Consider the following 22,168-nt stretch of genomic DNA (forward strand, 5'->3'; position numbering starts at 1 on the left):
ATAAAACTTTTGATGATAAATTTATTGTAGCATAACCTTGTCGGCTTGTGTCGTAAGTTCGCTATCATCCCCAATTCGCTGACGCTGAAATTGGGGACTTCTCGCTCACCTTAGTTAAAGCCCAGATCAAACTTACGCTTCATCGTCAACAACATCAGAGAATTCATCATCTGAAAGCTGATAATTGCGGGCAGTTTGGTCATCAACCAAATCTCCATTACTTTGAATTTCAGCAATATCAGGCGGTAGTGGATAAATACTATTTTGAGCCGGATTGGGCTCTTCATCGATTAAAGAACGTCCGAAGGATTCCTCATGGACACTAAAGCCAGTTCCAGCCGGAATCAAGCGTCCGATAATCACATTTTCCTTCAAGCCTCGTAGCCAATCCGATTTGCCTTCAATTGCTGCCTCAGTCAAGACCCGGGTTGTTTCTTGGAAACTGGCAGCACTAATGAAACTATCGGTATTCAAGGAGGCTTTCGTGATGCCTAACAAGTTCGGCTTGTATTCCACAGGCGCACCACCAATGATATACATCGTTTCATTGTCTTTATGGACATCCCGTAACTCGGCAAGTTCTCCCGGTAAGCGAATCGTGTCACCACCATCTTCCACTTTCACCTTCGATGTCATCTGGCGGACAATCACTTCAATATGCTTATCGGAAATATCAATGCCTTGCGACTGATAAACTCCTTGCACTTCATCAACGAGGAACTGCTGCACTTTTTGCAGACTTAGTAACGCTGCTTCGTGCATTCCTTGTTCTTCCAGGTAGTAATCAAAGAAGACTTCTAGAATTTCATGGGGATTAGCGGGACCATCCGTCAGCGGTGTACCGACATCGACCCATTGTCCGTCAGTAATGAGCATACTTTGTCCTGTACTAATGGGATAATCGCTAATTACCCCATCCGCTTCAATGATTTTCACATCAACAGTTTCGTCGTCTTTGTATTCCACTTGTGCCGTACCAGCCCGACGCGCTAAGATACAAGCTTCGCGAGGCTTCCGTGCTTCTAAGAGTTCTTCAATCCGTGGTAACCCTTGTACGATATCCCCGGTTTTCGAGCGTTCGTAAATCAAAAGAACTAGGTTATCGCCGCGTTGGACAAGGCTACCATTTTCCACATGGAGAACCGCGCCATTAGAAACGCGATAGGGACGAGCATTCCGTAAGATAATCGCATCATCTTGAACGGCGATGACTTTCCCTGATTCTGTCGCAACCACATCTCCAGCAAGGGGATGATTGGCAACCACTAAATCGCCTTCCTCAACTTGCGGTGCTTCTGTAATGGGAATTGTGGTTTTATCAGCTTCTCGAACCACTAAAATCCGACGAATGGCTTCTGCCCCTTCCCGGATCCCACGTACTTCTCCGGCTTCTCGGCACTGAATTTCGGTACGGGCGACGACTTCACCCGGGGGAATTTCTTGCCCATCTTCAACTAAGATCCGAGTTTGCGGACTGCCACTGAAGGAATCGTTTTCATTTTCTCGACGAATGGCAAGGGATTCTAAGATCACCATTTGCAAGACATAGGTATCTTCTTCGTCTTCTCGTTCGGGTAATTCGATATCGACACTAATCGGTAAGGCATCTTTATTGGCGGTGGCGTCTTCATCCTCAATGTTGAGGACTAACTGCGTGCGCATTAATTCTAAGCCATTGACCGACTTCACCCGTTCTCCATCCTTATAGAAGAGACGCTGGGAAGCACGGAGTTCGATTTGTACATCCCCTGACTCATTAATCGAGGTTTGGGAAGGAATATCCGGTTCATCCGGAATGGTATATTCAATGACGGGGCGCAGTAGAATGGCATTCCCTTCTGGGGTTTCCACATATTGCACATAACGCAATTCTTCAGCCGTTAAGCCGGGGATAATTTCTTCACCGGGGTGGACTAATTGGTCAGTGCCACAGGTGGGTTCTTGATCGCTGAGATGAATTTCTCCCGATTTAATGACAATTTCCCGTAAGATGTCATTTTTCTGCACTACTTCCACAACACCGGAAGATTGACAATACATATTTTCGACAATCTCAGCACCGGCTTCCACATATTCCCCATCTTCAACCCGCAGTAAGCCAATATCTTTATTGATTTCGTGGCATTCTTCAGGGATCCAGAGGAGGGTTCCCCCTTGAATCACTTCGTAGCCATTTTTCGCTTTACCGCGTTTTTCCACTTCAACGCCTGCATATTTGACAATGCCGCCGGTTTCCGTGTGATAGGTGTCGTCCATTAATTCGGCAATGACATCCCCATGTCGCACTTTGCTACCCGGGGTAGCTTTGAGGGCAAACCGTTGGTTATTTGCCGAGTAAATGACATATTGTTCACCGCTGCCAATGCTGGAACGACGGATTTGGGCTTGATCGAGCTGGACAGAAGCGGTAATGATTTCAATTTCTCGCTTCCCACTGCCGAGACGAACGACGCCGCCTTTACTGGTAACGAGTTTGGTTTCGGCAAGGATATCGCCAGGTTGGACTTTGGAGCCATTTTTAACCACCGGTTCCGCACCGGGCAGTAAGTTATAGACTTCTCCCGAAAGGACCCAGAGTAAGCCCCCCCGTTGGGCAGTGCGAGTCATGTTGCCCTGACGATCAGTTTTTTCTTCGGGAATGAGATCTTGGAATTGGACTTCTCCTGCTAAATCTGAACAAACGTCTTTGGTTGCTTTTTCCGTGGAACGTTTTTTCGGCGTGGCAACTTCTACAATCAGTTGTCCCGCTTGCACGGTCTCGCCGTTGTTTGCCATCAGGAGAGAACCCGGAGTAACGGTGATCGTTTTTTCTTCGCCATCGGCTAATTTGATGGAAATTTCGCCGGAGACTTCGACTTGTTCTCGTTCTTCGCCATGACGGGTCCGCACTTTCCGAGTACGTAGTTTTTTCGGAACCATTACGGTTCCTTCCCCGGGTGCCGTCACTTGTTGCGCAATATCCCCCGTAAAAACACCGCCCGTGTGGAAGGTACGCATAGTTAACTGGGTTCCGGGTTCACCAATGGATTGGGCGGCAATAATGCCAACCGCTTCTCCTTTATCAACCCGCTTACCGTGAGCAAGACTCCAACCATAACAGCACTGACAAACGGATCGCGCGGCTTCGCAAGTCAGCGGCGATCGCACCATCACTTGGCTCACGGCTTGGGCAATCTTTTCGCCAAGGGGTTCATCGACTTCCTGATTCCGGCGTGCGATCACTTCCCCTGTTTCTGAATCAACCACATCTTCTGCTAAGGTGCGACCAAATAAGCGATCTTCTAGAGGAATTAGCGTTCGTTCCCCGTCCGTCATGCTGGTTAAGGTAATGCCCCGTTCAGTGCCACAGTCTTCTTCCCGCACAATCACATCTTGGGACACATCCACCAAACGACGAGTCAAATATCCTGAGTCAGCAGTCCGGAGTGCGGTATCCACTAAGCCTTTTCGTGCCCCATAAGAGGAAATAATATACTCGGTAACGGTTAAACCTTCCCGGAAGTTGGTTTTAATCGGGAGGTCAATAATTTCCCCTTGCGGATCCGCCATTAGACCGCGCATCCCGACGAGTTGGCGCACCTGAGACAAATTACCTCGCGCCCCGGATTGAGACATCATATAGACGGAGTTTAGGGGATCAGTGGCTTGGAAGTTCCGGACGACTTCATCTTTCAGGGCTTCAGACGTGACATTCCAGGTATCAATCACTTTCTGGAAGCGTTCTACCTCAGTAATTTTTCCAATTCGATACCGTTCTTCGGTATCCGCGATCGTGCTTTCTGCCGATTCCAACATCTCCCGTTTACTGGGAGGCACTTGTAAATCTTCCACACTGATGGAAACCCCAGCTTGCGTGGCGTAACGGAACCCCATGTTTTTGAGTTCGTCGGCCATTGCAGAACAGCTGGCACTCCCATAATTGATGAAAGCCCAATGAATTAGCTTTTTCAGTTGTTTTTTATCGACAACTTGGTTCCAGAAGATTTTTTGGGGTTGATTATTACTCATAATTCAATGTAATGGCGACGGGACAATGGGCAAAGCGGGAATTAGCGGTTCACTTTAAGCGTTCACCAGAGAACTCCCCAATAACGCATCCTGAATTGTTTTGTTGTAAATAATGCGACCGGGCGTGGTCCGGATATATTGACTAATGACTTCTCCCTCAGCGGTTTCCTTCACCCGTCGATTGGGATAGAGTTTGATGACGCTACCATCCTCACGTTTCTCTTCTTCTACAGGTTCAGCTTCTACTGGATCTTTGACTTCACCGTCAAATCGCACCCAAATATAAGCGTGGAGTTTTAAGTAGCCCTGTTCATAGGCGCGTAACGCATCTTCTAAACTGGCGTAATAGCGCTTATCTTGGGGGTCAACGGTGGGATTTTCAGCCGTAAGATAGTAACAGCCTAAAACCATATCTTGGGAAGGGGCAACAATCGGTTTGCCGGTTGCCGGCGATAAGATATTATGACTGGCTAACATTAATAACCGGGCTTCCGATTGCGATTCCAGGGAGAGAGGAACGTGAACCGCCATTTGGTCACCGTCAAAGTCGGCGTTAAACGCCGGACAAACCAGTGGGTGCAGTTGAATCGCACGGCCTTCCACTAAAATCGGTTCAAAGGCTTGAATTCCTAAACGGTGCAGGGTCGGTGCGCGGTTCAGCATCACGGGGTGACCGGCAATTACTTCTTCTAAGACATCCCAAACCGCTGGATCGTTGCGTTGGATGCTTTTCTTCGCTGATTTGATATTGTTGACCACCCCATTGCGAATCAAGCGGTGAATGACAAAGGGTTGGAACAGCTCGATCGCCATTTCTCGCGGTAAGCCACACTGATAAATCTTCAGGTTAGGACCGACTACAATCACCGACCGTCCAGAATAATCGACCCGTTTGCCAAGGAGGTTTTGGCGGAAACGACCTTGTTTCCCTTCAATAATGTCGGATAAGGATTTTAAGGGACGGTTATTTGCGCCAACAACAGTGCGTCCGCGACGACCATTATCAATTAAGGCATCCACTGCTTCTTGCAGCATTCGTTTTTCGTTCCGGACAATGATTTCCGGGGCGAGAATTTCTTGTAAACGGGCAAGACGATTATTACGATTAATCACCCGGCGATACAAGTCATTCAAGTCTGAAGTGGCAAACCGCCCGCCATCCAATTGCACCATGGGTCGTAAATCGGGCGGAATCACAGGAATATAGCTCAGAATCATCCACTCGGGAGAAGAACCAGTGGCAATAAAGTGGTCGATAACCCGTAACCGTTTAATTAATTTGGCCCGCTTTTGCCCTTTAGCGTTGGCAATTTCTTCCCGTAGGGTTTCTGCTTCTTCCTCTAAGTTGAGGTCTTGCAGCAGGCGTTGAATGGCTTCTGCACCAATCCCCACTTCCACACCCATTAACTCACTGTCTTCTGCAAACAGTTGGTCTTCAATCTCCAGCCACTGTTCTTCGGTGAGCAGTTGTTTGTACTCCAGATTTCCCGCGTTACCCGGTTCGAGCACAACATAGGAATTAAAGTACACAATCTGCTCCACATCTCGCAGGGGCATATCTAAGAGGATACTCAAGTAGCTGGGAATTCCTTTCAAATACCAAACGTGAGTGACGGGTGCAGCCAGTTTAATATATCCCATGCGATGGCGACGAACTCTCGATTCGGTGACTTCCACGCCACAGCGTTCGCAGACAATCCCCCGATGACGCACCCGCTTATATTTTCCGCAGTGGCATTCCCAATCTTTAGCAGGACCAAAGATCCGCTCGCAAAAGAGCCCATCCATTTCTGGCTTGAGCGTGCGATAGTTAATGGTTTCGGGTTTAGTCACTTCCCCAACCACTTGACCATTGGGTAAGTTACGCTCTCCCCAATCACGGATCCGCTCTGGGGAAGCAATGCTAATTTTAACGTAATCAAACTGTTGCTCAGGTTGTTTGGATTGTGTCATGGAGATTCTCAATGATTGGAATTAGAGGACGATTCTATTCAGCGTCTTCAGTCGTTGGAGTGGCTTCAACCGGGACAATATCTTCTCGGGATAAGGATTCATAAGTGGGACGAGAGGGTGTCCGCCGGCGTTCGCTATCTGCCATTAAGTCCACTTCTAAATCTTGACTGGTGCCATCTTCATTAGTGTCAACGCGGTGGACGGAAATGTCTAAGCCTAAAGACTGTAATTCTCGCATCAGGACCTTGAAAGATTCCGGCGTTCCAGGTCGAGGAATCGGTTTTCCTTTCACAATGGCATTCAACGCTTCGTTACGCCCTTGCATATCGTCTGATTTGACAGTGAGTAGTTCTTGCAAGGTATAGGCAGCCCCATAGGCTTCCAATGCCCAAACTTCCATTTCTCCAAAGCGTTGTCCCCCTTGTTGAGCTTTGCCACCAAGTGGTTGTTGCGTGACCAAGGAGTAAGGACCAGTAGAACGAGCGTGAATTTTATCATCCACCAGGTGAACCAGTTTCAACATATAGGCTTGTCCTACGGTAATCGGGCGGTCAAAGGGCTCTCCCGTTCGTCCATCATAAAGGGTAATTTTACCCGGATGATTTTCGTTATAAATCCAGTTTTTTCCAGGACGGTTGGCAGCTTCTTTGAGCTTAGCGTCAACGGTATCTCGGGAAGCTTGTTCCCCATACATTTCGTCAAAGGGCGTGATTTTAAAGCGAGCATTGAGGTTTTCACCAGCCCAGCCCAGAAGGCATTCAAACACCTGTCCTACGTTCATCCGTGATGGTACCCCTAGGGGATTCAGCGCCACATCAATGGGACGACCGTCAGGGAGATAGGGCATATCTTCCACAGGGAGGATGCGGGAAATAATTCCTTTATTGCCATGTCGCCCTGCCATTTTGTCGCCGACTTGAATTTTCCGTTTTTGGGCAACGTAGCAGCGAACCACCATATTTGCCCCAGGCGGTAATTCATCGCCTTGTTCCCGGGTGAAGACACGAACATCAACGATGCGACCTTTTTCGCCATTGGGAACGCGCAACGAGTTATCCCGGACATCGCGTGCTTTTTCTCCAAAAATCGCACGGAGCAGTTTTTCTTCCGGAGGTTGATCCGATTCCCCTTTCGGCGTGACTTTTCCGACGAGAATATCTCCGGCTTCGACCCAAGCGCCAATGCGGATAATCCCGCGTTCATCGAGTTGTCGCAGGGCATCTTCTCCCACGTTGGGAATTTCCCGCGTAATTTCTTCAGGTCCCAGTTTGGTTTGACGCGCTTCAATTTCGTATTTTTCAACGTGGATACTGGTGTAAACGTCATCTTGAACGAGACGCTCACTGACTAGGATGGCATCTTCGTAGTTATAGCCTTCCCAAGGCATATAAGCAATGAGAACATTCTGACCCAGGGCAATTTCTCCCCCTTCTGTTGCCGAACCATCGGCGAGAACTTGTCCGGGAACCACGTCTTCTCCGGCAAAGACAAGAGGACGTTGATTCAAACAAGTATCTTGGTTAGACCGTTGGTATTTTTGCAGGGGATATTCCAGAATTTGTGGTTCTTGTTGGGCTTCAGCGGTTGCATCTCCTTGCAGTTGCGGTTGTTCCCCTGGCGGAGGACTGACTTTGATGCGGACAACGGTAGCATCCACATAATCCACTGTGCCGTAGGTACGAGAGACCACAACCATCCCAGAGTCACGGGCTGCTTGGGCTTCCAACCCAGTTCCCACCAAAGAACGTTCTGGACGTAATAACGGAACCGCTTGACGCTGCATATTTGACCCCATCAGCGCTCGGTTCGCGTCGTCGTGTTCTAAGAAGGGAATGAGTGAGGTTGCCACTGAGACAATCTGTAAGGGAGAAATGGCAACATAGTCCACTTCTTTGGGACTGGTGGTGGTAAATTCTTGACGATACCGGACGGCGACAGTGTTGCCAAGGATATATCCTTCTTCGTCAGTGGCAATGTCACCCGGGGCCACCCGTTTATCATCTTCTTCATCAGCAGTGAGATAAACCGGATCGCGATCGCGCAATACCCGACCCTCTTCCACGGGATAATAGGGCGTGGCAATAAAGCCAAAGTCATTCACTCGCGCACAAGTGGCCAAAGACCCAATTAAACCAGCATTCGGACCTTCTGGTGTCTCTACCGGGCAAATCCGTCCGTAGTGAGAGGGATGAATATCCCGCACGGCAAAGCCCGCCCGTTCCCGGGTTAACCCCCCGGGTCCTAAGGCACTAATCCGGCGTTTGTGGGTCAACTCAGCTAAGGGATTGGTTTGATCCATAAACTGCGACAACTGAGAGGAACCAAAGAACTCTTTAATGGCTGCTACCAAGGGCTTGGGATTGACCAGAGAGGTAGGGGTCAAAGACTCGGCTTCAGAAACCGTCATCCGTTCCCGAATAATCCGTTCTAAGCGGTTTAAACCCACCCGCACTTGGTTCTGCAGCAGTTCTCCCACTGAACGCACCCGACGATTTCCCAAGTGGTCAATGTCATCGGTGCTACCGAGGTCAAATTCGAGGTTCACGAGATAATCAATCGCTGCCAAAATATCTTGCGGGGTGAGAACGCGCACTGTTTCTGGTGTGCTTAAATTAAGCTTGCGATTGAGTTTGTGACGACCGACTCGTCCCAAATCATAACGTTTGGGGTCAAAGAAGCGAGAGTCTAAAAGTTGTTGTCCCCCGGCAACGGTTGGCGGTTCTCCGGGACGGAGTTTGCGATAAAGTTCTAAGAGGGCTTCTTCTTCACTGGGATTCCCTTCTTTATCTAACGTTTTTTGATAGTAGTCAGGATGACGCAAACCGTCGTTAATTTCATTATCTTGTAAACCAATCGCCTTCAGAAGCACTTGCGCACTCAGTTTCCGGGTTTTATCGATGCGCACCCAAACTAAGTCGTTTTTGTCGGTTTCAAACTTCAGCCACGCCCCGCGGTTAGGAATCAGCGAAGCAGAGTAAGTCCGGCGGTTATTTTTATCGGTTTCCGGTTTGTAGTACACTCCGGGGGAGCGAACGATTTGGTTAACAATCACCCGTTCAGCACCATTGATAATAAAGGTTCCCCGTTCTGTCATTAGGGGTAATTCACCGATAAAGACTTCTTGTTCTTTAATTTCCCCGGTTTCTTTGTTGATTAAGCGGGTGGGAACATACATTTGGACAGAATAGCTACTATCCCGCCGTTTCGCTTCGTCAACATCGTATTTCGGCTGTTTGAGTCGGAAGTTTTCGCCAATAAAGCGGAGTTCAAGTTTTCCGGTATAGTCAGAAATGGGGGAAAAGCTATCTAACTCTTCAATTAACCCCTTTTCTAAAAACCAACGGAAGCTGGCGCGTTGAATCTCAATTAAGTCGGGTAGCAGATTGGTGGCTAGATTACTCATTGATTAATCTTATATTTTGGCTTTGGCGATTCAGGTGGATATCCCTGCGATTGCGGATCAGGGACAATAATTTTTTAGATTTCCCTTAAGACAGACTCGGCAGGGAAAAGAGTGTACGAGCGTTTTCGGTGGTGGTTTGCGCTAACGTCTCCAAGGGGGTATTCCGGATTTTAGCGACGGTTTCCGCAACATAGCGCACATAACTCGGTTCATTACGTTTTCCTCTTTTGGGTACGGGGGCGAGAAAAGGACAGTCGGTTTCAACTAACAGCCGATCATCAGGAACAATTTTTACTGATGCTTGCACTGACTTGGCATTCTTAAAGGTCACCAATCCACTAAAACTGATGTAAAATCCGAGGTCAAGACACTGTTGGGTTTCTTCGGGAGTTCCCGCCCAGCAATGCATGACCCCTTTCACCGCTCCCTTTTCTTGTTGAAATTGGCGAACCAATTCCACCAGATCGGAGGCGGCGTCTCGACAGTGGATGATGACGGGTTTGTTTAGGCGTTGCGCGATCGCGAGTTGTTCCCAAAACGCCGTTTTTTGTTGAGTGACATTTTCTGCCTTATAAAAATCGAGCCCAGTTTCCCCTATGGCAACCACTCGCGAATCCGACTGCGCCAGTTTTTCAACTTCAGCAGCCAGTTCTGGGGTCCAACTTTGAGCTTCTAGGGGGTGTAACCCCACGGCAAAAGAAACTTCGGGAAATTGATCGGCGATCGCGCTGATTTGCTGAAATTCTTGCGGTTCAACACAAGAATGAACCAGTTGTACGACCCCTTGTTCTTGCCAACGGGCTTTTAAGTCGGCCAATTCAGCTTCAAAAACATCAAAGTTGATGTGAACATGGGTATCAATTAGCTGCATTACCAATCTCTGCTGCTTAACCTCATTGACTTATTGTCAGTCAAACCTCTTCCTCAATTGATATGAGAAGAGGTTATCTCTGATCGGGTTTATTCACTACTCTCTCACGTTTTTCCCAAATTTTAATCTTGCTTACAGGAGAGTTAGGCCCTTAAGCGGGGGTTGCTTTTTTGAGAGCTTTGGCTAAACGGGCTTTCTTTCTCGCGCCATTATTTTGGTGCAGTGCTTTGACTTTTACTGCTTTATCGATTTTGCTATAAGCCGCTGACATGGCTTGCTGAACCTGTTGCTCTTTTTCGGAACTGGGATTGCTAGCATACTCATCAACCGCTGCAAAGTACTTTTTCATCAGGGTTTTAACCGCTGATTGATAGGACTTATTTTGGAGACGGTTGCGTTCTGCGATTTGAATACGCTTCTTTGCGGATTTAATATTTGCCACGGTTATCCTTCAAAGAATAAATAATTTAACTTTGTTGATCTAATCTATAAAATTTCCGCTTGCTTGAGCTGTCAAGATAACGGAACTATGATTATAACACGCTTTGCCTAAAATTGTTGTAAACTGAAGAGAAATGCTTAAAAAATCAAATTGACGCTCCTATTCAAAAATATAACATTTCTTTTCTGGCTTTGGGAACGGAGGTTCAGAAAAATTCAGGTTAAGCTAGATAAAGGAAAGCTGGGCAATTAGAATCATACCATCGTTTCATCGAGTCTCCCAGCCCCTGCATCTCACCAAGACAGATCACGCTCTGTCTTTGATTCAGGGTCGAACGATAAACGAGGGTAGTCGCTTAGAGGGGTATTTGGGCTCCATGCTGCGGATCATCAATCAAGTCGCGGAAGCAACAACAGAACTGCAACGGATTTCTCGCCGAACCCACGATCAACAAATCGCGGGGAAAGAAGAGGCAGTGCATGAAATTATTCAAACGGTGAGAAAACAAGGGGATCAAGCACTGCTCGATTACACAGCAAAATTTGATCAACTGACCCTAACCGTCAATCAATTACGAGTCAATGGCTCAGAATTGGATGCTGCTTATCAAAAAGTCTCAAAAGAATTAATCGACGCGATCGCGCTAGCGAGACAACAAATTGAAGCCTTCCATCGCCAACGCACCCCTAAATCCTGGGTTGAATTTGGTGAAAACCAAACCGTATTAGGAAAACGCTACACGGCGGTTGACCGGGCCGGGTTATATGTCCCCGGCGGACGCGCCGCTTATCCGAGTACCGTTCTCATGAATGCGGTGCCAGCGAAAGTAGCGGGGGTTGAGCGACGGGTGATGGTAACGCCCCCGGGTCCCGATGGCAAAATTACGCCGGCGGTATTGGTCGCAGCGCAAGAAGCAGGGATTGAAGAAATCTATCGGGTGGGGGGTGCGCACGCGATCGCCGCTTTGGCCTATGGGACAGAAACGATTCCAGCAGTGGATGTGATTACCGGTCCGGGGAATCTCTATGTCACCTTAGCCAAAAAAATGGTTTATGGTACGGTTGGCATTGATTCTTTAGCCGGTCCTTCTGAAGTACTGATCATTGCCGATCACAATGCCAATCCAGTTTATGTGGCAGCTGATTTATTGGCACAAGCAGAACACGATCCCATGGCAGCAGCTATTCTGTTAACCACAGAAGAAAAATTAGCGCACCAAGTCCAGCAAGAAGTGCAAAAACAATTAGTGGATCATCCCCGGCGCACGTTAACGGAAAAAGCGATCGCGAATTACGGAGTCGTTGTTGTGGTGAATTCTCTCAACGAAGCAGCCGAATTATCAAATTTATTTGCTCCAGAGCACTTAGAGTTAGAAGTAGAAGAACCCTGGGAAATGCTGCATCTCATCCGACACGCGGGGGCAATTTTTATGGGACATTCTACTCCAGAAGCGGTGGGAGATTATTTAGCCGGTCCTAATCATACCTTACCCACTTCTGGCGCAGCCCGTTATGCCTCTGCTTTAGGGGTGGAAACGTTTATGAAGCATTCGAGTTTAATTGAATATTCACATACTGCCTTAGATAGGGTATCGCAAGCAATTCAGACCTTAGCCCAAGCTGAGGGATTACATTCTCATAGCGAATCAGTGCGCTTACGTCGAGAAAACAATCAAGAACAGTCGTAATTAATGACTAGTGGCCAGTCAGCGGTTATCATCTAGGAAAAAGGGTAAAGGTGCCAGGGCAATTTTCGCTCTACCTTTCCCCTTTCTTTCCTTTAAACTGACGGAAAAGGCTTAGGATGCTCCCAAATTGGGAGGGCAAACGGTCAATCTGAGCCATGATTGAGTCATTTGATAGCAATGATTCATTGTTAATTATTAGTTTTAATTCTATCTTAGTTATGCCAGTAGAAACTGATTTTTTAGCTTCACTCAATGCGTCGCAGCGTCAAGCCGTTCAGCATTTTTGTGGTCCTTTATTAGTCGTTGCTGGGGCAGGATCTGGGAAAACTCGGGCGCTGACGTATCGAATTGCCCATTTAATTTTAAATCACCGGGTTAACCCAGAAAATATTTTAGCAGTTACTTTTACGAACAAAGCGGCTAAAGAAATGAAAGAGCGGATAGAGCTCATTTTTGCCCAACGCTTAGCCCAAGAAAGAGAAGGACAACGCTTAGAATTACTGCCGGAACATCAACAAGTGAAGCTGCGATCGCGCGTTTATAAAGATATTACCAAACACTTGTGGATTGGCACGTTTCACAGTTTGTTTGCTCGCATTTTAAGGGACGATATTAATAAATACCAAGATCCCAAAGGGTATCAATGGACGAAAAATTTTACGATTTATGATGAGTCAGATGCCCAAAGTTTAGTAAAAAATATTGTTACGAAGCAACTTAACTTAGACGATAAAAAATTTAATCCCCGCTCTCTTCGCTACAGTATTAGTAATGCCAAAAACCAAGGCTTGTATCCTGAAGATGTGCTGGCGCAACAGCCGAATTATCGAGGCAGAGTGGTTTCAGAAGTTTATCAAGCGTATCAAGGGCAACTGGCTGCCAACAATGCCCTTGACTTTGATGATTTAATCTTAATTCCCACGCGACTTTTCTCTCAAAATGAATCGGTTTTAGGATACTGGCATCAACAATTCCAACATATTTTAGTGGATGAATATCAAGATACCAACCGCATTCAATATCAAATCATTAATCTTTTAACCACGAATGGGGAACCGAAGAAACAGGAAATGAATTGGAATAATCGGTCAATTTTTGTCGTTGGCGATGCCGATCAATCCATCTACTCCTTCCGCATGGCAGACTTTACCATCTTACTGGAATTTCAAGAAGATTTTGGCGATGGTTTGCCCGATGATGATACCCGCACCATGGTGAAGTTGGAAGAAAATTATCGATCGCGTGAAAATATTTTAGAAGCAGCGAATATTCTCATTGAAAAAAATAGCGAACGTATTGATAAAATCCTCAAACCGACGCGCGGGTATGGTGAAGAAATTTATTGTTATAAAGCGGAAAATGAAATTGAAGAAGCCCGCTTCATTCGCAATCAAATCCTGAATTTAACGCGCGAAAATCCCGAATTGGGATGGGGGAGTTTTGCCATATTATATCGGACGAATGCCCAATCTCGCGTGTTAGAAGAAGCCCTCCGCGCTGATATTCCTTACCATATTGTCGGTGGTTTAAAGTTCTATGATCGTAAAGAAATTAAAGACGCACTGGCTTATTTACGACTACTAACAAATCCCAATGATACGGTTAGCTTACTGCGCATTATCAACACACCACGGCGCGGCATTGGACAAAAAACCCTGGATCAACTCATTAGTGCATCGCAAGAACTGAATGTTCCCTTATGGGAAATTATTAGCGATGAAACCTCTGTCAATACCTTAGCCGGACGTGCTGCAAAAAATGTCAATGAATTTGCCCAAGTGATTAAATCTTATCAAGCGAGCGTTGAACATCTCCCCGCAGCCGAACTTTTAGATGGAATCTTAGAGGCTTCCAACTATCGACAAGATTTACAAAATCAAGGAACAGAAGAAGCAGAGACTCGACTGGAAAACTTGAAAGAGTTAGACAGTGCGATGATGCAGTTTGCCGAGGAAAATGAGGATAGTAGTTTAGAAGGCTTTCTCGCCAATGCGTCTTTAGCATCTGATTTAGATAACTTGAATGAAGGAGAAGAAAAAGTTTCTTTAATGACCCTCCATTCAGCAAAAGGGTTAGAATTCCCTGTGGTTTTCCTAGTGGGATTGGAACAAGGCTTATTTCCTAACCGACGTACTTTAGATGACCCCGCAGCGCTAGAAGAAGAACGAAGATTGTGCTACGTAGGGATTACCCGCGCCCAAGAACAACTCTTTTTATCTTATGCCCAAGAACGCCGTTTGTGGGGATATCGAGAACCGGCGATTCCTTCCCAGTTTCTGGGCGAACTTCCCGATGAATTGGTAAGTCATAGTTCTCCGCCGCTTAAAGCCCGTCGTCAGCAGCAACCACAAGCGAAACAGAAAAAACAACCGCAAGCCACTTCTCATAGTTGGCAAGTGGGCGATCGCGTTTTTCATGATACCTTTGGCGAAGGCAACGTGACTCATGTTCTTGGCAGTGGGAAGAAAACGAATCTCGCCATTGAATTCCCAGGCTTAGGGCGTAAAATCATTGATCCCAATATTGCACCCTTACAACCGCTTTAAATTTATAGCAATTTGTAACAATTCATATCGTTTTTTGCCCAAAATACTGCACAGTAGTGAGAGAGTATTCTCTATTGAGAGGAGATTATCAATCATGCCATTATCAGAAACCCAAGTTTTAATTGCTTTAGTTGTTGCTTTAGTTCCGGGTGTACTTGCCTTTCGTTTGGCAACAGAACTTTACAAATAACATGATGGTTGGCTGAATCCACTAGTCAACCTTTGATCCCGCCTGCAGCATCGTTCTGTAGGCGGATTTTTGATCGTCAATTATGATCGCTGATGAAAGAAAACGGGTAGCATAGGGCTAAAAAGTTACTTTCTTTATCGTATTATGCCTGCTGTACAAGTCACTCCTACTCCTCCCGTTCCCAAAGACGTTTCTTATCGTTCAAAAAAAGCTTCTTCGCGCCCAAAAAAGAGAACACGTCGTCAGTTACCGCGTCATCGCGGTTTAACCCTCGAAATTAGTACAAAGGTTGTAGTGAATCTTGTCATGATCGCTGCTGCAACGACTGCGATTAGTAAACTGATTCCGAATTACCAAACTCAACGTTTGCGCCTCGAAGAAGTACAAGAAGAGGTAGCGCAAACGCAAGCCCGTGTCGATGAATTAAACCGCGAATTTACTCATAATTTTGATCCCTATCAAAGCGAGATCATCATGCAGGAACAAACCAATCAAATTAAACCCAATCAGCGTCATATTGTTTGGTTAGAACCGAATAATGAATAATGTACAATGGATAATTGGTCTGTCTCTTAGCTTCAATTCGCCCTTAATCTCGGTTCAGATTAGGAAATGGAATAGGAGCAATTCTTGATCGAAATGGAGTGAATGATTAGACAGATTTAACTCCTCAATCAATTGTTGATTTTACATTATTAGTTAATTTTTCATGTCTGATGCTGCCCCTGTCTTGTTATTAGTTGACGGTCACTCACTAGCGTTTCGTGCCTATTATGCTTTTGCGAAGAGTCGAGACGGGGGATTAAAAGCCTCAGATGGCACACCGACAAGTATCTGTTTCGGCTTTCTCAAATCCTTGTTACTGGTGTTAGAAGCGGAAAAACCAGAAGCAGTCGCGATCGCGTTTGATTTAGGGTTACCCACCTTTCGTCATGAAGCGGATGCCACCTATAAAGCCGATCGCGCTGAGACGCCAGATGACTTTATCCCTGATTTAGCCAATTTACAAGAAATTCTCGCTGCCCTAAACTTGCCAGTGGTAACCGCGCAAGGGTACGAAGCCGATGATGTGTTGGGCACCCTTGCTAGGCAAGGAAAGGAGCAAGGATACATTACTAAAATTATAAGCGGCGATCGCGATTTATTTCAACTCATTGATGAAACCCAACAAATTAGCGTTCTTTATTTAGATAAATCGGTTTTAAAGGGAGCGAAAACCATCCGTGAATATCACAGCACAGATGTGGAAGAAACCCTAGGCATTCAACCGCAGCAAGTGATTGATTATAAAGCCCTGTGTGGGGATAAATCGGATAATATTCCGGGGGTGAATGGCATTGGGGAAAAAACTGCCGTTAAACTCCTCCAGCAATATGGAACCCTCGATCAAATTTATGAGCATATTGCTGAAATTAAAGGGGCAATGCAAAAGCGATTAACTACGGGAAAAGAAGATGCAGAACATTCCCGTTATCTGGCAACGATTAAAGATGATGTGCCTTTAGAGATTCGTTTTGATGAGTTTAAACTGAAAGGAATTAACGTCGCGGAACTTAAACCGCTACTGGCAAAACTTGAACTCAAACAATTTTTAAAGCAACTCGATTATCTCCAACAGCAACTGGGGGGAAATAGTAGTTTAGAAAGTGACGCAGAAGAAGAAATAGAAGATGAAAGTCTCTGGTTTTTCAGCGCAGAAGAAACAAAACAGCAACAAAAAAACTTAGTAACCGTCCAACCGGAAATTATTGATACGCGAGAAAAACTGGACAAGTTAATTGCCATTTTAGACCAACATCAAGATGCTGCTTTTCCGGTGAGTTGGGATACTGAAACCACCGCTTTAAAACCGCGCAATGCAGAACTGGTTGGGATTGGTTGTTGTTGGGGAAATGAGGTTAATGAAACCGCTTATATTCCGATTAATCATAAGCAAGGAACGGCTTTAGATGCAGCAGACATTACAGCAGCTTTATCTCCTATTTTAGAAAGCGAAGACTATCCCAAGACGCTACAAAATGTCAAATTTGATCGCTTGATGTTGCGTCATTTTGGAATCAAATTAAAGGGTGTGGTCTTCGATACAATGTTAGCGAGTTATGTTTTACATCCCGAACGGAATCATAATTTAAGCGATTTAGCCGCCCGATATTTACCGGATTTATCAACCCAAAGTTATCAAGAATTAGCGATTCCTAAAGAGGGTACGATTGCTGATTTAGATGTGGCAACGGTTGCTGAATATTGTGGGATGGATGCCTATGTCACTTACCAACTGACGCAGTTATTAGCAGCCGAATTAAAAGTAATTCCGAAATTAGATCAATTATTTCGAGAGATTGAACTCCCCTTAGAACCGGTTTTAGCGGACATGGAATATTGGGGAATCCGAATCGATACCGCTTACCTCGAAACCCTATCTCAAGAATTAGGAAATAAGTTAGAACGCATTGAAACCGAAGCCTATGATTTAGCGGGAGAAACTTTTAATTTGAATTCTCCTAAGCAGTTAAGTGAAATTTTATTTGAGAAACTGCAATTAAGCACGAAGAAGTCTCGGAAAACGAAAACGGGTTATTCTACTAATCATGCGATTCTCGAAAAATTACAGGGCGATCATCCCATTATTGATCTAATTTTAGAACACCGTACCCTTGCCAAATTAAAATCAACTTATGTCGATGCTCTTCCCAGTTTAGTGAATCCAGAAACCCAACGCATCTACACTGATTTTAATCAAGCCATTACAACAACCGGAAGACTTTCTTCCTCGAATCCCAACCTACAAAATATTCCCATTCGGACTGAGTTTTCTCGTCAAATTCGTCGGGCGTTTCTCCCAGAAGATGATTGGCTACTCGTCTCTGCAGACTATTCACAAATTGAACTGAGAATTCTCACGCATTTGAGTCAAGAACCGATCTTACTGGATGCTTATCAAACCGGAAAAGATGTCCACCGGCTGACAGCACAATTACTGTTTGAAAAAGAAGACGTTACTGATGAGGAAAGACGCCTCGGGAAAACCATTAACTTTGGTGTCATTTATGGGATGGGGGCGCAACGGTTTGCCAGAGAAGCAGCTGTCAGTAATCAACGGGGGAAAGAATTTATTGAAAAATATCAAGCCCGTTATCCCCTGGTGTTTGCATATTTAGAAAATCAGAAAAAACGCGCGATCGCGCAAGGTTATGTAGAAACATTACTCGGACGCAGGCGCTATTTTTACTTTACGGGTTCGCCCCTCGATAAACTCAAAGGAAGCGATCCGGATACCATTGATTTAAACGAAATAAAAGTGGGCAAAGATGAAAGCGAAACCCTCCGTGCAGCTGCTAATGCACCGATTCAGGGGTCAAGTGCGGATATTATCAAGATTGCCATGGTCAAACTCAATGAACTCTTAAAACCCTACCAAAGCCGTTTATTACTCCAAGTTCATGATGAGTTAGTTTTTGAGATTCCTCCCCAGGAGTGGGAAGAACTGCGCCCACAAATTCAAGCAACCATGGAAAATGCCGTTGCTTTAAGTATTCCCCTAGAAGTGGAAATGAATGTGGGGAAAAACTGGATGGAAGCTAAGTGAAATCCTGAAACCTTTGTAAGGGCGGGCGTTATCGCCCGTCCCCTGTAGCGACTGGTTAGTGGGTTCTTTCAAGCCACTTAACGTAGAACAGCTCGGGATCTCCCTCGTCGAGATTGTATATCGTGCCGCTCGGTTCGTAAGACATGCTCTGCATCAGCTCTTGCATTGGCTTGTTAGATTCATTGGTGGATGTGAACAACTTGTCGGTCTCGCACATCTTCTCAAGATGTTTGACCAGGGCCGTAGCTACACCTTTCCGTCTGCTGGCCCTGTCCACCATCAGCATCGAGATGAAACCGTTTGAGAAGAAGGTGTATTCGAGCACTGCATAGCCAACCACAACTTCGTCAATGAGAGCAACAATGGCTCGCCCTGCATCAACCCAGTTGCGAATGTGTTGCCTGCGGCTGCCTTTCTCGGCGGCCATATGGTCAACCGCATACATGGCCACCACATCAGATTCTGTTGCGTCTCGTATCTTCATATAGCGCTACGGATTAACATTAGGACATAAGTTATGGTTTTAAGAACTGATACTATCACACGACCACCGAAACAAAATGTCCTAACCTCATTGCGTACTGCTATATCATTCCCGCTAACGGACTAGCTCAACCGCAGCCGCTTCGCGCCTCGGTTAGCTCTTTTCGCTGCATTCGGCTGTCGGTTGCAGCGAAGTGTTGCTGTGGCTGGCGACAATTTTAGTATTCCCAAACAGTAATATTAATGGCTCTTCTAGAGTGAGTATGATAAGTTAATACCAATTAAAAAGGAAGAATAGAGACAATCATATAAAGTGATATTCCCCTAAACCTTGCTAAATTTTGACTTAAAGCAGCCATTGATGGTAAAAGAAAATAAACTATTGCTTCATCAAAGTCACTTTTTAATAAAATGCCGTCTAACTCATTATTACATTTTATCGCTAACGTCATTAATTTTGAAGGATTTAAGGCAACTAATTATCATTTCATCAGTGAGGAAGAACTGCTCATTGTTGTAGAAAATCAATCCCGTATCGCGTCGATCCGTTTGTGATTGGGGATTGGGAAGATGTACAATCGGTTCGGTGGTCCACACCGCTTCATTACCAATGACCACACCACATTCATTCGCACCCATTTCTGCGCCCCACATCCACTTCGGTTGGGAAATAATCACAGCGAGGGTCTGTTCGACTTGAGGAATGGTGATGTAGGTACACTCAACAGAGGTTTGAGTGGTATAGCTTTAAGCAGGAATGACAATTGCCTCTTGAATTTCTCCTGCTGGACGATCACTATTCTTCCCAAAAATTACCTCTCCTGCTTTCGTCACATCGGGTAGAGCCACCAGAGAATCACACATTCTTCTTCCTCCTGCTATCATTGATTCTCTCGCCATTTAAACTAAGATATACTGACTTGCCAACTCTGAAACAACTCCCCAGAAGAGGTTTTGACAATTTTTCCCCCTGCTTGGCGCACGAGACATTGCCACTCACTCAACGGCGTTAATAACACTTCTGCACCTAAATAAGTTTCCAAAATTGCCCAATCTTCAGCGAGAGGACTTTCAGGATCAATCACATCAAAAATGAAGCTGCCCTTGGGTTTGAGTACGCGCTTGACTTCAGCTAGAACCAGTTTCCAGTAATCGAGAGGATAGTAACAACTCCAACCCGTAGCAATCACACCATCAAACTGGCTGTTTTCGTAAGCTAAGCGATGACCCGCACCTAATTTTACCCCGCGAAACAGTTTGGAATTGAGTTGGGGTCCCCGACTCATTAAGATCTCCCGTGCTGCGGTACTCACTTCCTGTCCATAAAAAAATGCATCCCACTCGTACCAAGGATAAATCAAAAAACTCAAACCACAACCAATGTCTAACCAGGCTTGCTTTTTCTTTGGAGTTTTTAATTCCCAAAATTTAGAAGCAATACGGTTTTGGAGACTTCCCTCCTGCCATTGCTTAAAAATAGACATCGCTTCGACTTCTACCGGGAGAGCAAAATTTTCTTGACGGTATTCGCGATTAAATCTCTGAGTCGTATTTTCAATTGCGCTTTGCCAATCTTTGGGAATACTGGATGAGAGAGAGTGAGGAGAAGATAAATTTTGCTGTTCTTGTTCTGATTTATGCTTTGCCAATGGGTATGTTTTCCAATTGTTGTGTTACCTTAATTGGGGAGTCCAATGCTTAGTTCGGGTGGGCGAACACACTACAATTAAAGCAGATCCCTTGAATCAATAACAAGCGGGCGCGATGCGTTGTCACGCTCGGTCGGCGACCTACGCGAAATTACTAACATCCCTTACAGCAACTATTTACCTGAGTTTTCTCCGAATCTCCTCTGGAAGCTGAAAGCGACCCTCTGGATCAGGATTGAAATCAACAACATCAACCACTACCTTCAGATTGATGCTACCGTAAACGTAAGGAAAGAGATCCTGTACTCCCTCACAATTTTCGTACTGAACTTTAGGTGATGCCATGTGTGGGAATAGGAAATTCAAGTTTGTAGCGCGTCAAAGATTACGATCGCGCCTAGAACGAAGTTCGTGTCGAAGATATCGCGCATCAAAAACGCCTCATCGAACTGCTAGAAGAACAGAAATCTATTAGCAGCCATTTTGACACATTGAGACTTAATGATGATGAACGTTTCTAACGCTCCTTCTCAATAGGAAGTAGAATTAGTCAAGCCTAACTTTTGTCAGTTAATCACGATCCAAGCATAGATAGCAAATACTAAGAAGCCTATACCGATGAGATTGCTTTTCTGTTGGGCTAGCCAGTTTTGTGATATGTATCTCATATAGTTGAAAGTAGAACGACGTTCTTGAGCCAGTTCTGCCATTAGTTCTGATACTCTGCGATCTACTTCTTCGTGTGAGATTTTATCTTGCTGATAAGCGGATTCTAATTCGTCTAGTTTGCGCCAATATTCTTGAGTTGCCTTAAAAAGATTTGGAAACATAAATCATTAATTCGGACTAGATTTGCGGAGAAAGAAGTAACCATTCTTCTAGAAGTGATTACCTTGTCAAAGTGAATCGACTAAAAGTCAAGTTTGATGTGAAACTAACTGGTTTGATGAATTTTTTAAATTGCTTTACTTTAAAAAGTGTAACAAACTATCAACTTTTATAACAATGACTTGACAATAGGGAATAAGTCGTAATGACCGAACTCGGGAGATAGAGCGACAAGGATGATGCTGCTCCCTTGTTGGGGTGTTATAGCAGTACGCAAGGATGTTAGGACGTTTTAAGTGAATTGGTAGTACGACTGTCTCGGTTGCTAGCTTTTTGTAATGTCCTAACCTGAACCAGTAGCGCTATAGCCCTCTTTCAAGAAACATCAGCAGAAAAGGTTAATTTAGGGACAAGTTCAAGACCGAGGGACTCAGCTTTTTTCTGAAGTTTTTTGAGCATTTGCTCCTGGTATTTTTGTTCGTAGTAGTCCACACCCGGGTCAGAATAAGATTCACCCGTGGT

General features: G+C 45.3%; 13 protein-coding genes and 1 pseudogene. 5 read left to right on the forward strand and 9 right to left on the reverse strand.

From position 1 onward, the window contains the following. Positions 1 to 132: 132 nt before the first annotated feature. The 5 genes from GVY04_14205 to GVY04_14225 all read right to left on the reverse strand — a co-directional run bounded on the left by GVY04_14205 (position 133) and on the right by GVY04_14225 (position 10,677). A complete protein-coding gene (locus tag GVY04_14205; protein NBD17241.1) occupies positions 133 to 4,008 on the reverse strand; it encodes a DNA-directed RNA polymerase subunit beta' in 3,876 nt (1,291 codons plus the stop codon). Positions 4,009 to 4,062: 54 nt separating this feature from the next. Beyond that, positions 4,063 to 5,961: a DNA-directed RNA polymerase subunit gamma gene (locus GVY04_14210; GenBank protein NBD17242.1), complete on the reverse strand. Its 1,899-nt coding sequence runs from the start codon at positions 5,959 to 5,961 to the stop codon at positions 4,063 to 4,065. A 34-nt stretch (positions 5,962 to 5,995) separates the two neighbouring features. Next, positions 5,996 to 9,364 carry a DNA-directed RNA polymerase subunit beta gene (gene rpoB, locus GVY04_14215; protein ID NBD17243.1) on the reverse strand — a complete coding sequence of 1,123 codons (3,369 nt, stop codon included), beginning with the start codon at positions 9,362 to 9,364 and terminating at the stop codon, positions 5,996 to 5,998. Between the two features lie 85 nt (positions 9,365 to 9,449). Next, entirely contained in the window at positions 9,450 to 10,235 is a 786-nt protein-coding gene (locus GVY04_14220) for a YchF/TatD family DNA exonuclease (GenBank protein NBD17244.1), read from the reverse strand. A gap of 151 nt (positions 10,236 to 10,386) precedes the next feature. Further along, positions 10,387 to 10,677: a 30S ribosomal protein S20 gene (locus tag GVY04_14225; GenBank protein NBD17245.1), complete on the reverse strand. Its 291-nt coding sequence runs from the start codon at positions 10,675 to 10,677 to the stop codon at positions 10,387 to 10,389. A gap of 376 nt (positions 10,678 to 11,053) precedes the next feature. Between GVY04_14225 and hisD the strand changes: the two genes are divergently transcribed. The 5 genes from hisD (at position 11,054) to polA (ending at position 18,686) form a co-directional block, all read left to right on the forward strand. Continuing rightward, positions 11,054 to 12,364 carry a histidinol dehydrogenase gene (hisD, locus tag GVY04_14230; GenBank protein NBD17246.1) on the forward strand — a complete coding sequence of 437 codons (1,311 nt, stop codon included), beginning with the start codon at positions 11,054 to 11,056 and terminating at the stop codon, positions 12,362 to 12,364. Positions 12,365 to 12,582: 218 nt separating this feature from the next. Further along, positions 12,583 to 14,910 carry a DNA helicase PcrA gene (gene pcrA / locus GVY04_14235; GenBank protein ID NBD17247.1) on the forward strand — a complete coding sequence of 776 codons (2,328 nt, stop codon included), beginning with the start codon at positions 12,583 to 12,585 and terminating at the stop codon, positions 14,908 to 14,910. A 94-nt stretch (positions 14,911 to 15,004) separates the two neighbouring features. After that, the gene (locus GVY04_14240; GenBank protein ID NBD17248.1) at positions 15,005 to 15,100 is read left to right on the forward strand and encodes a photosystem I reaction center subunit XII; all 96 of its coding nucleotides are present in this window, start codon (positions 15,005 to 15,007) and stop codon (positions 15,098 to 15,100) included. Between the two features lie 144 nt (positions 15,101 to 15,244). Further along, complete coding sequence (locus GVY04_14245) at positions 15,245 to 15,646, forward strand: hypothetical protein (GenBank protein NBD17249.1); 402 nt, start codon at positions 15,245 to 15,247, stop codon at positions 15,644 to 15,646. A 163-nt stretch (positions 15,647 to 15,809) separates the two neighbouring features. Further along, positions 15,810 to 18,686, forward strand: a complete 2,877-nt coding sequence (polA, locus tag GVY04_14250; GenBank protein NBD17250.1) for a DNA polymerase I — start codon at positions 15,810 to 15,812, stop codon at positions 18,684 to 18,686. A 55-nt stretch (positions 18,687 to 18,741) separates the two neighbouring features. On the opposite strand, the gene GVY04_14255 is transcribed toward polA, so the two are convergent. The 4 genes and pseudogenes from GVY04_14255 to GVY04_14270 all read right to left on the reverse strand — a co-directional run bounded on the left by GVY04_14255 (position 18,742) and on the right by GVY04_14270 (position 21,648). Continuing rightward, positions 18,742 to 19,170, reverse strand: coding sequence for a GNAT family N-acetyltransferase (locus GVY04_14255; GenBank protein NBD17251.1), 429 nt, complete (start codon positions 19,168 to 19,170; stop codon positions 18,742 to 18,744). Positions 19,171 to 19,748: 578 nt separating this feature from the next. Then, positions 19,749 to 20,033 (reverse strand): annotated as a pseudogene (locus tag GVY04_14260) (peptidase C69). A gap of 41 nt (positions 20,034 to 20,074) precedes the next feature. After that, positions 20,075 to 20,653, reverse strand: a complete 579-nt coding sequence (locus GVY04_14265; protein ID NBD17252.1) for a methyltransferase domain-containing protein — start codon at positions 20,651 to 20,653, stop codon at positions 20,075 to 20,077. Positions 20,654 to 21,384: 731 nt separating this feature from the next. After that, positions 21,385 to 21,648: a hypothetical protein gene (locus GVY04_14270; GenBank protein NBD17253.1), complete on the reverse strand. Its 264-nt coding sequence runs from the start codon at positions 21,646 to 21,648 to the stop codon at positions 21,385 to 21,387. Between the last annotated feature and the right edge of the window lie 520 nt (positions 21,649 to 22,168).

Source organism: Cyanobacteria bacterium GSL.Bin1 (assembly GCA_009909085.1).
Taxonomy (GTDB): Bacteria; Cyanobacteriota; Cyanobacteriia; order Cyanobacteriales; family Rubidibacteraceae; genus Halothece.

Coding starts and splice junctions, on each gene's coding strand:
- GVY04_14205 (NBD17241.1), bottom strand. CDS start 4,008: ATGAGTAATAATCAACCCCAAAAAATCTTCTGGAACCAAGTTGTCGAT.
- GVY04_14210 (NBD17242.1), bottom strand. CDS start 5,961: ATGACACAATCCAAACAACCTGAGCAACAGTTTGATTACGTTAAAATT.
- rpoB (NBD17243.1), bottom strand. CDS start 9,364: ATGAGTAATCTAGCCACCAATCTGCTACCCGACTTAATTGAGATTCAA.
- GVY04_14220 (NBD17244.1), bottom strand. CDS start 10,235: ATGCAGCTAATTGATACCCATGTTCACATCAACTTTGATGTTTTTGAA.
- hisD (NBD17246.1), top strand. CDS start 11,054: ATGCTGCGGATCATCAATCAAGTCGCGGAAGCAACAACAGAACTGCAA.
- pcrA (NBD17247.1), top strand. CDS start 12,583: ATGCCAGTAGAAACTGATTTTTTAGCTTCACTCAATGCGTCGCAGCGT.
- GVY04_14240 (NBD17248.1), top strand. CDS start 15,005: ATGCCATTATCAGAAACCCAAGTTTTAATTGCTTTAGTTGTTGCTTTA.
- GVY04_14245 (NBD17249.1), top strand. CDS start 15,245: ATGCCTGCTGTACAAGTCACTCCTACTCCTCCCGTTCCCAAAGACGTT.
- polA (NBD17250.1), top strand. CDS start 15,810: ATGTCTGATGCTGCCCCTGTCTTGTTATTAGTTGACGGTCACTCACTA.
- GVY04_14255 (NBD17251.1), bottom strand. CDS start 19,170: ATGAAGATACGAGACGCAACAGAATCTGATGTGGTGGCCATGTATGCG.
- GVY04_14265 (NBD17252.1), bottom strand. CDS start 20,653: ATGTCTATTTTTAAGCAATGGCAGGAGGGAAGTCTCCAAAACCGTATT.
- GVY04_14270 (NBD17253.1), bottom strand. CDS start 21,648: ATGTTTCCAAATCTTTTTAAGGCAACTCAAGAATATTGGCGCAAACTA.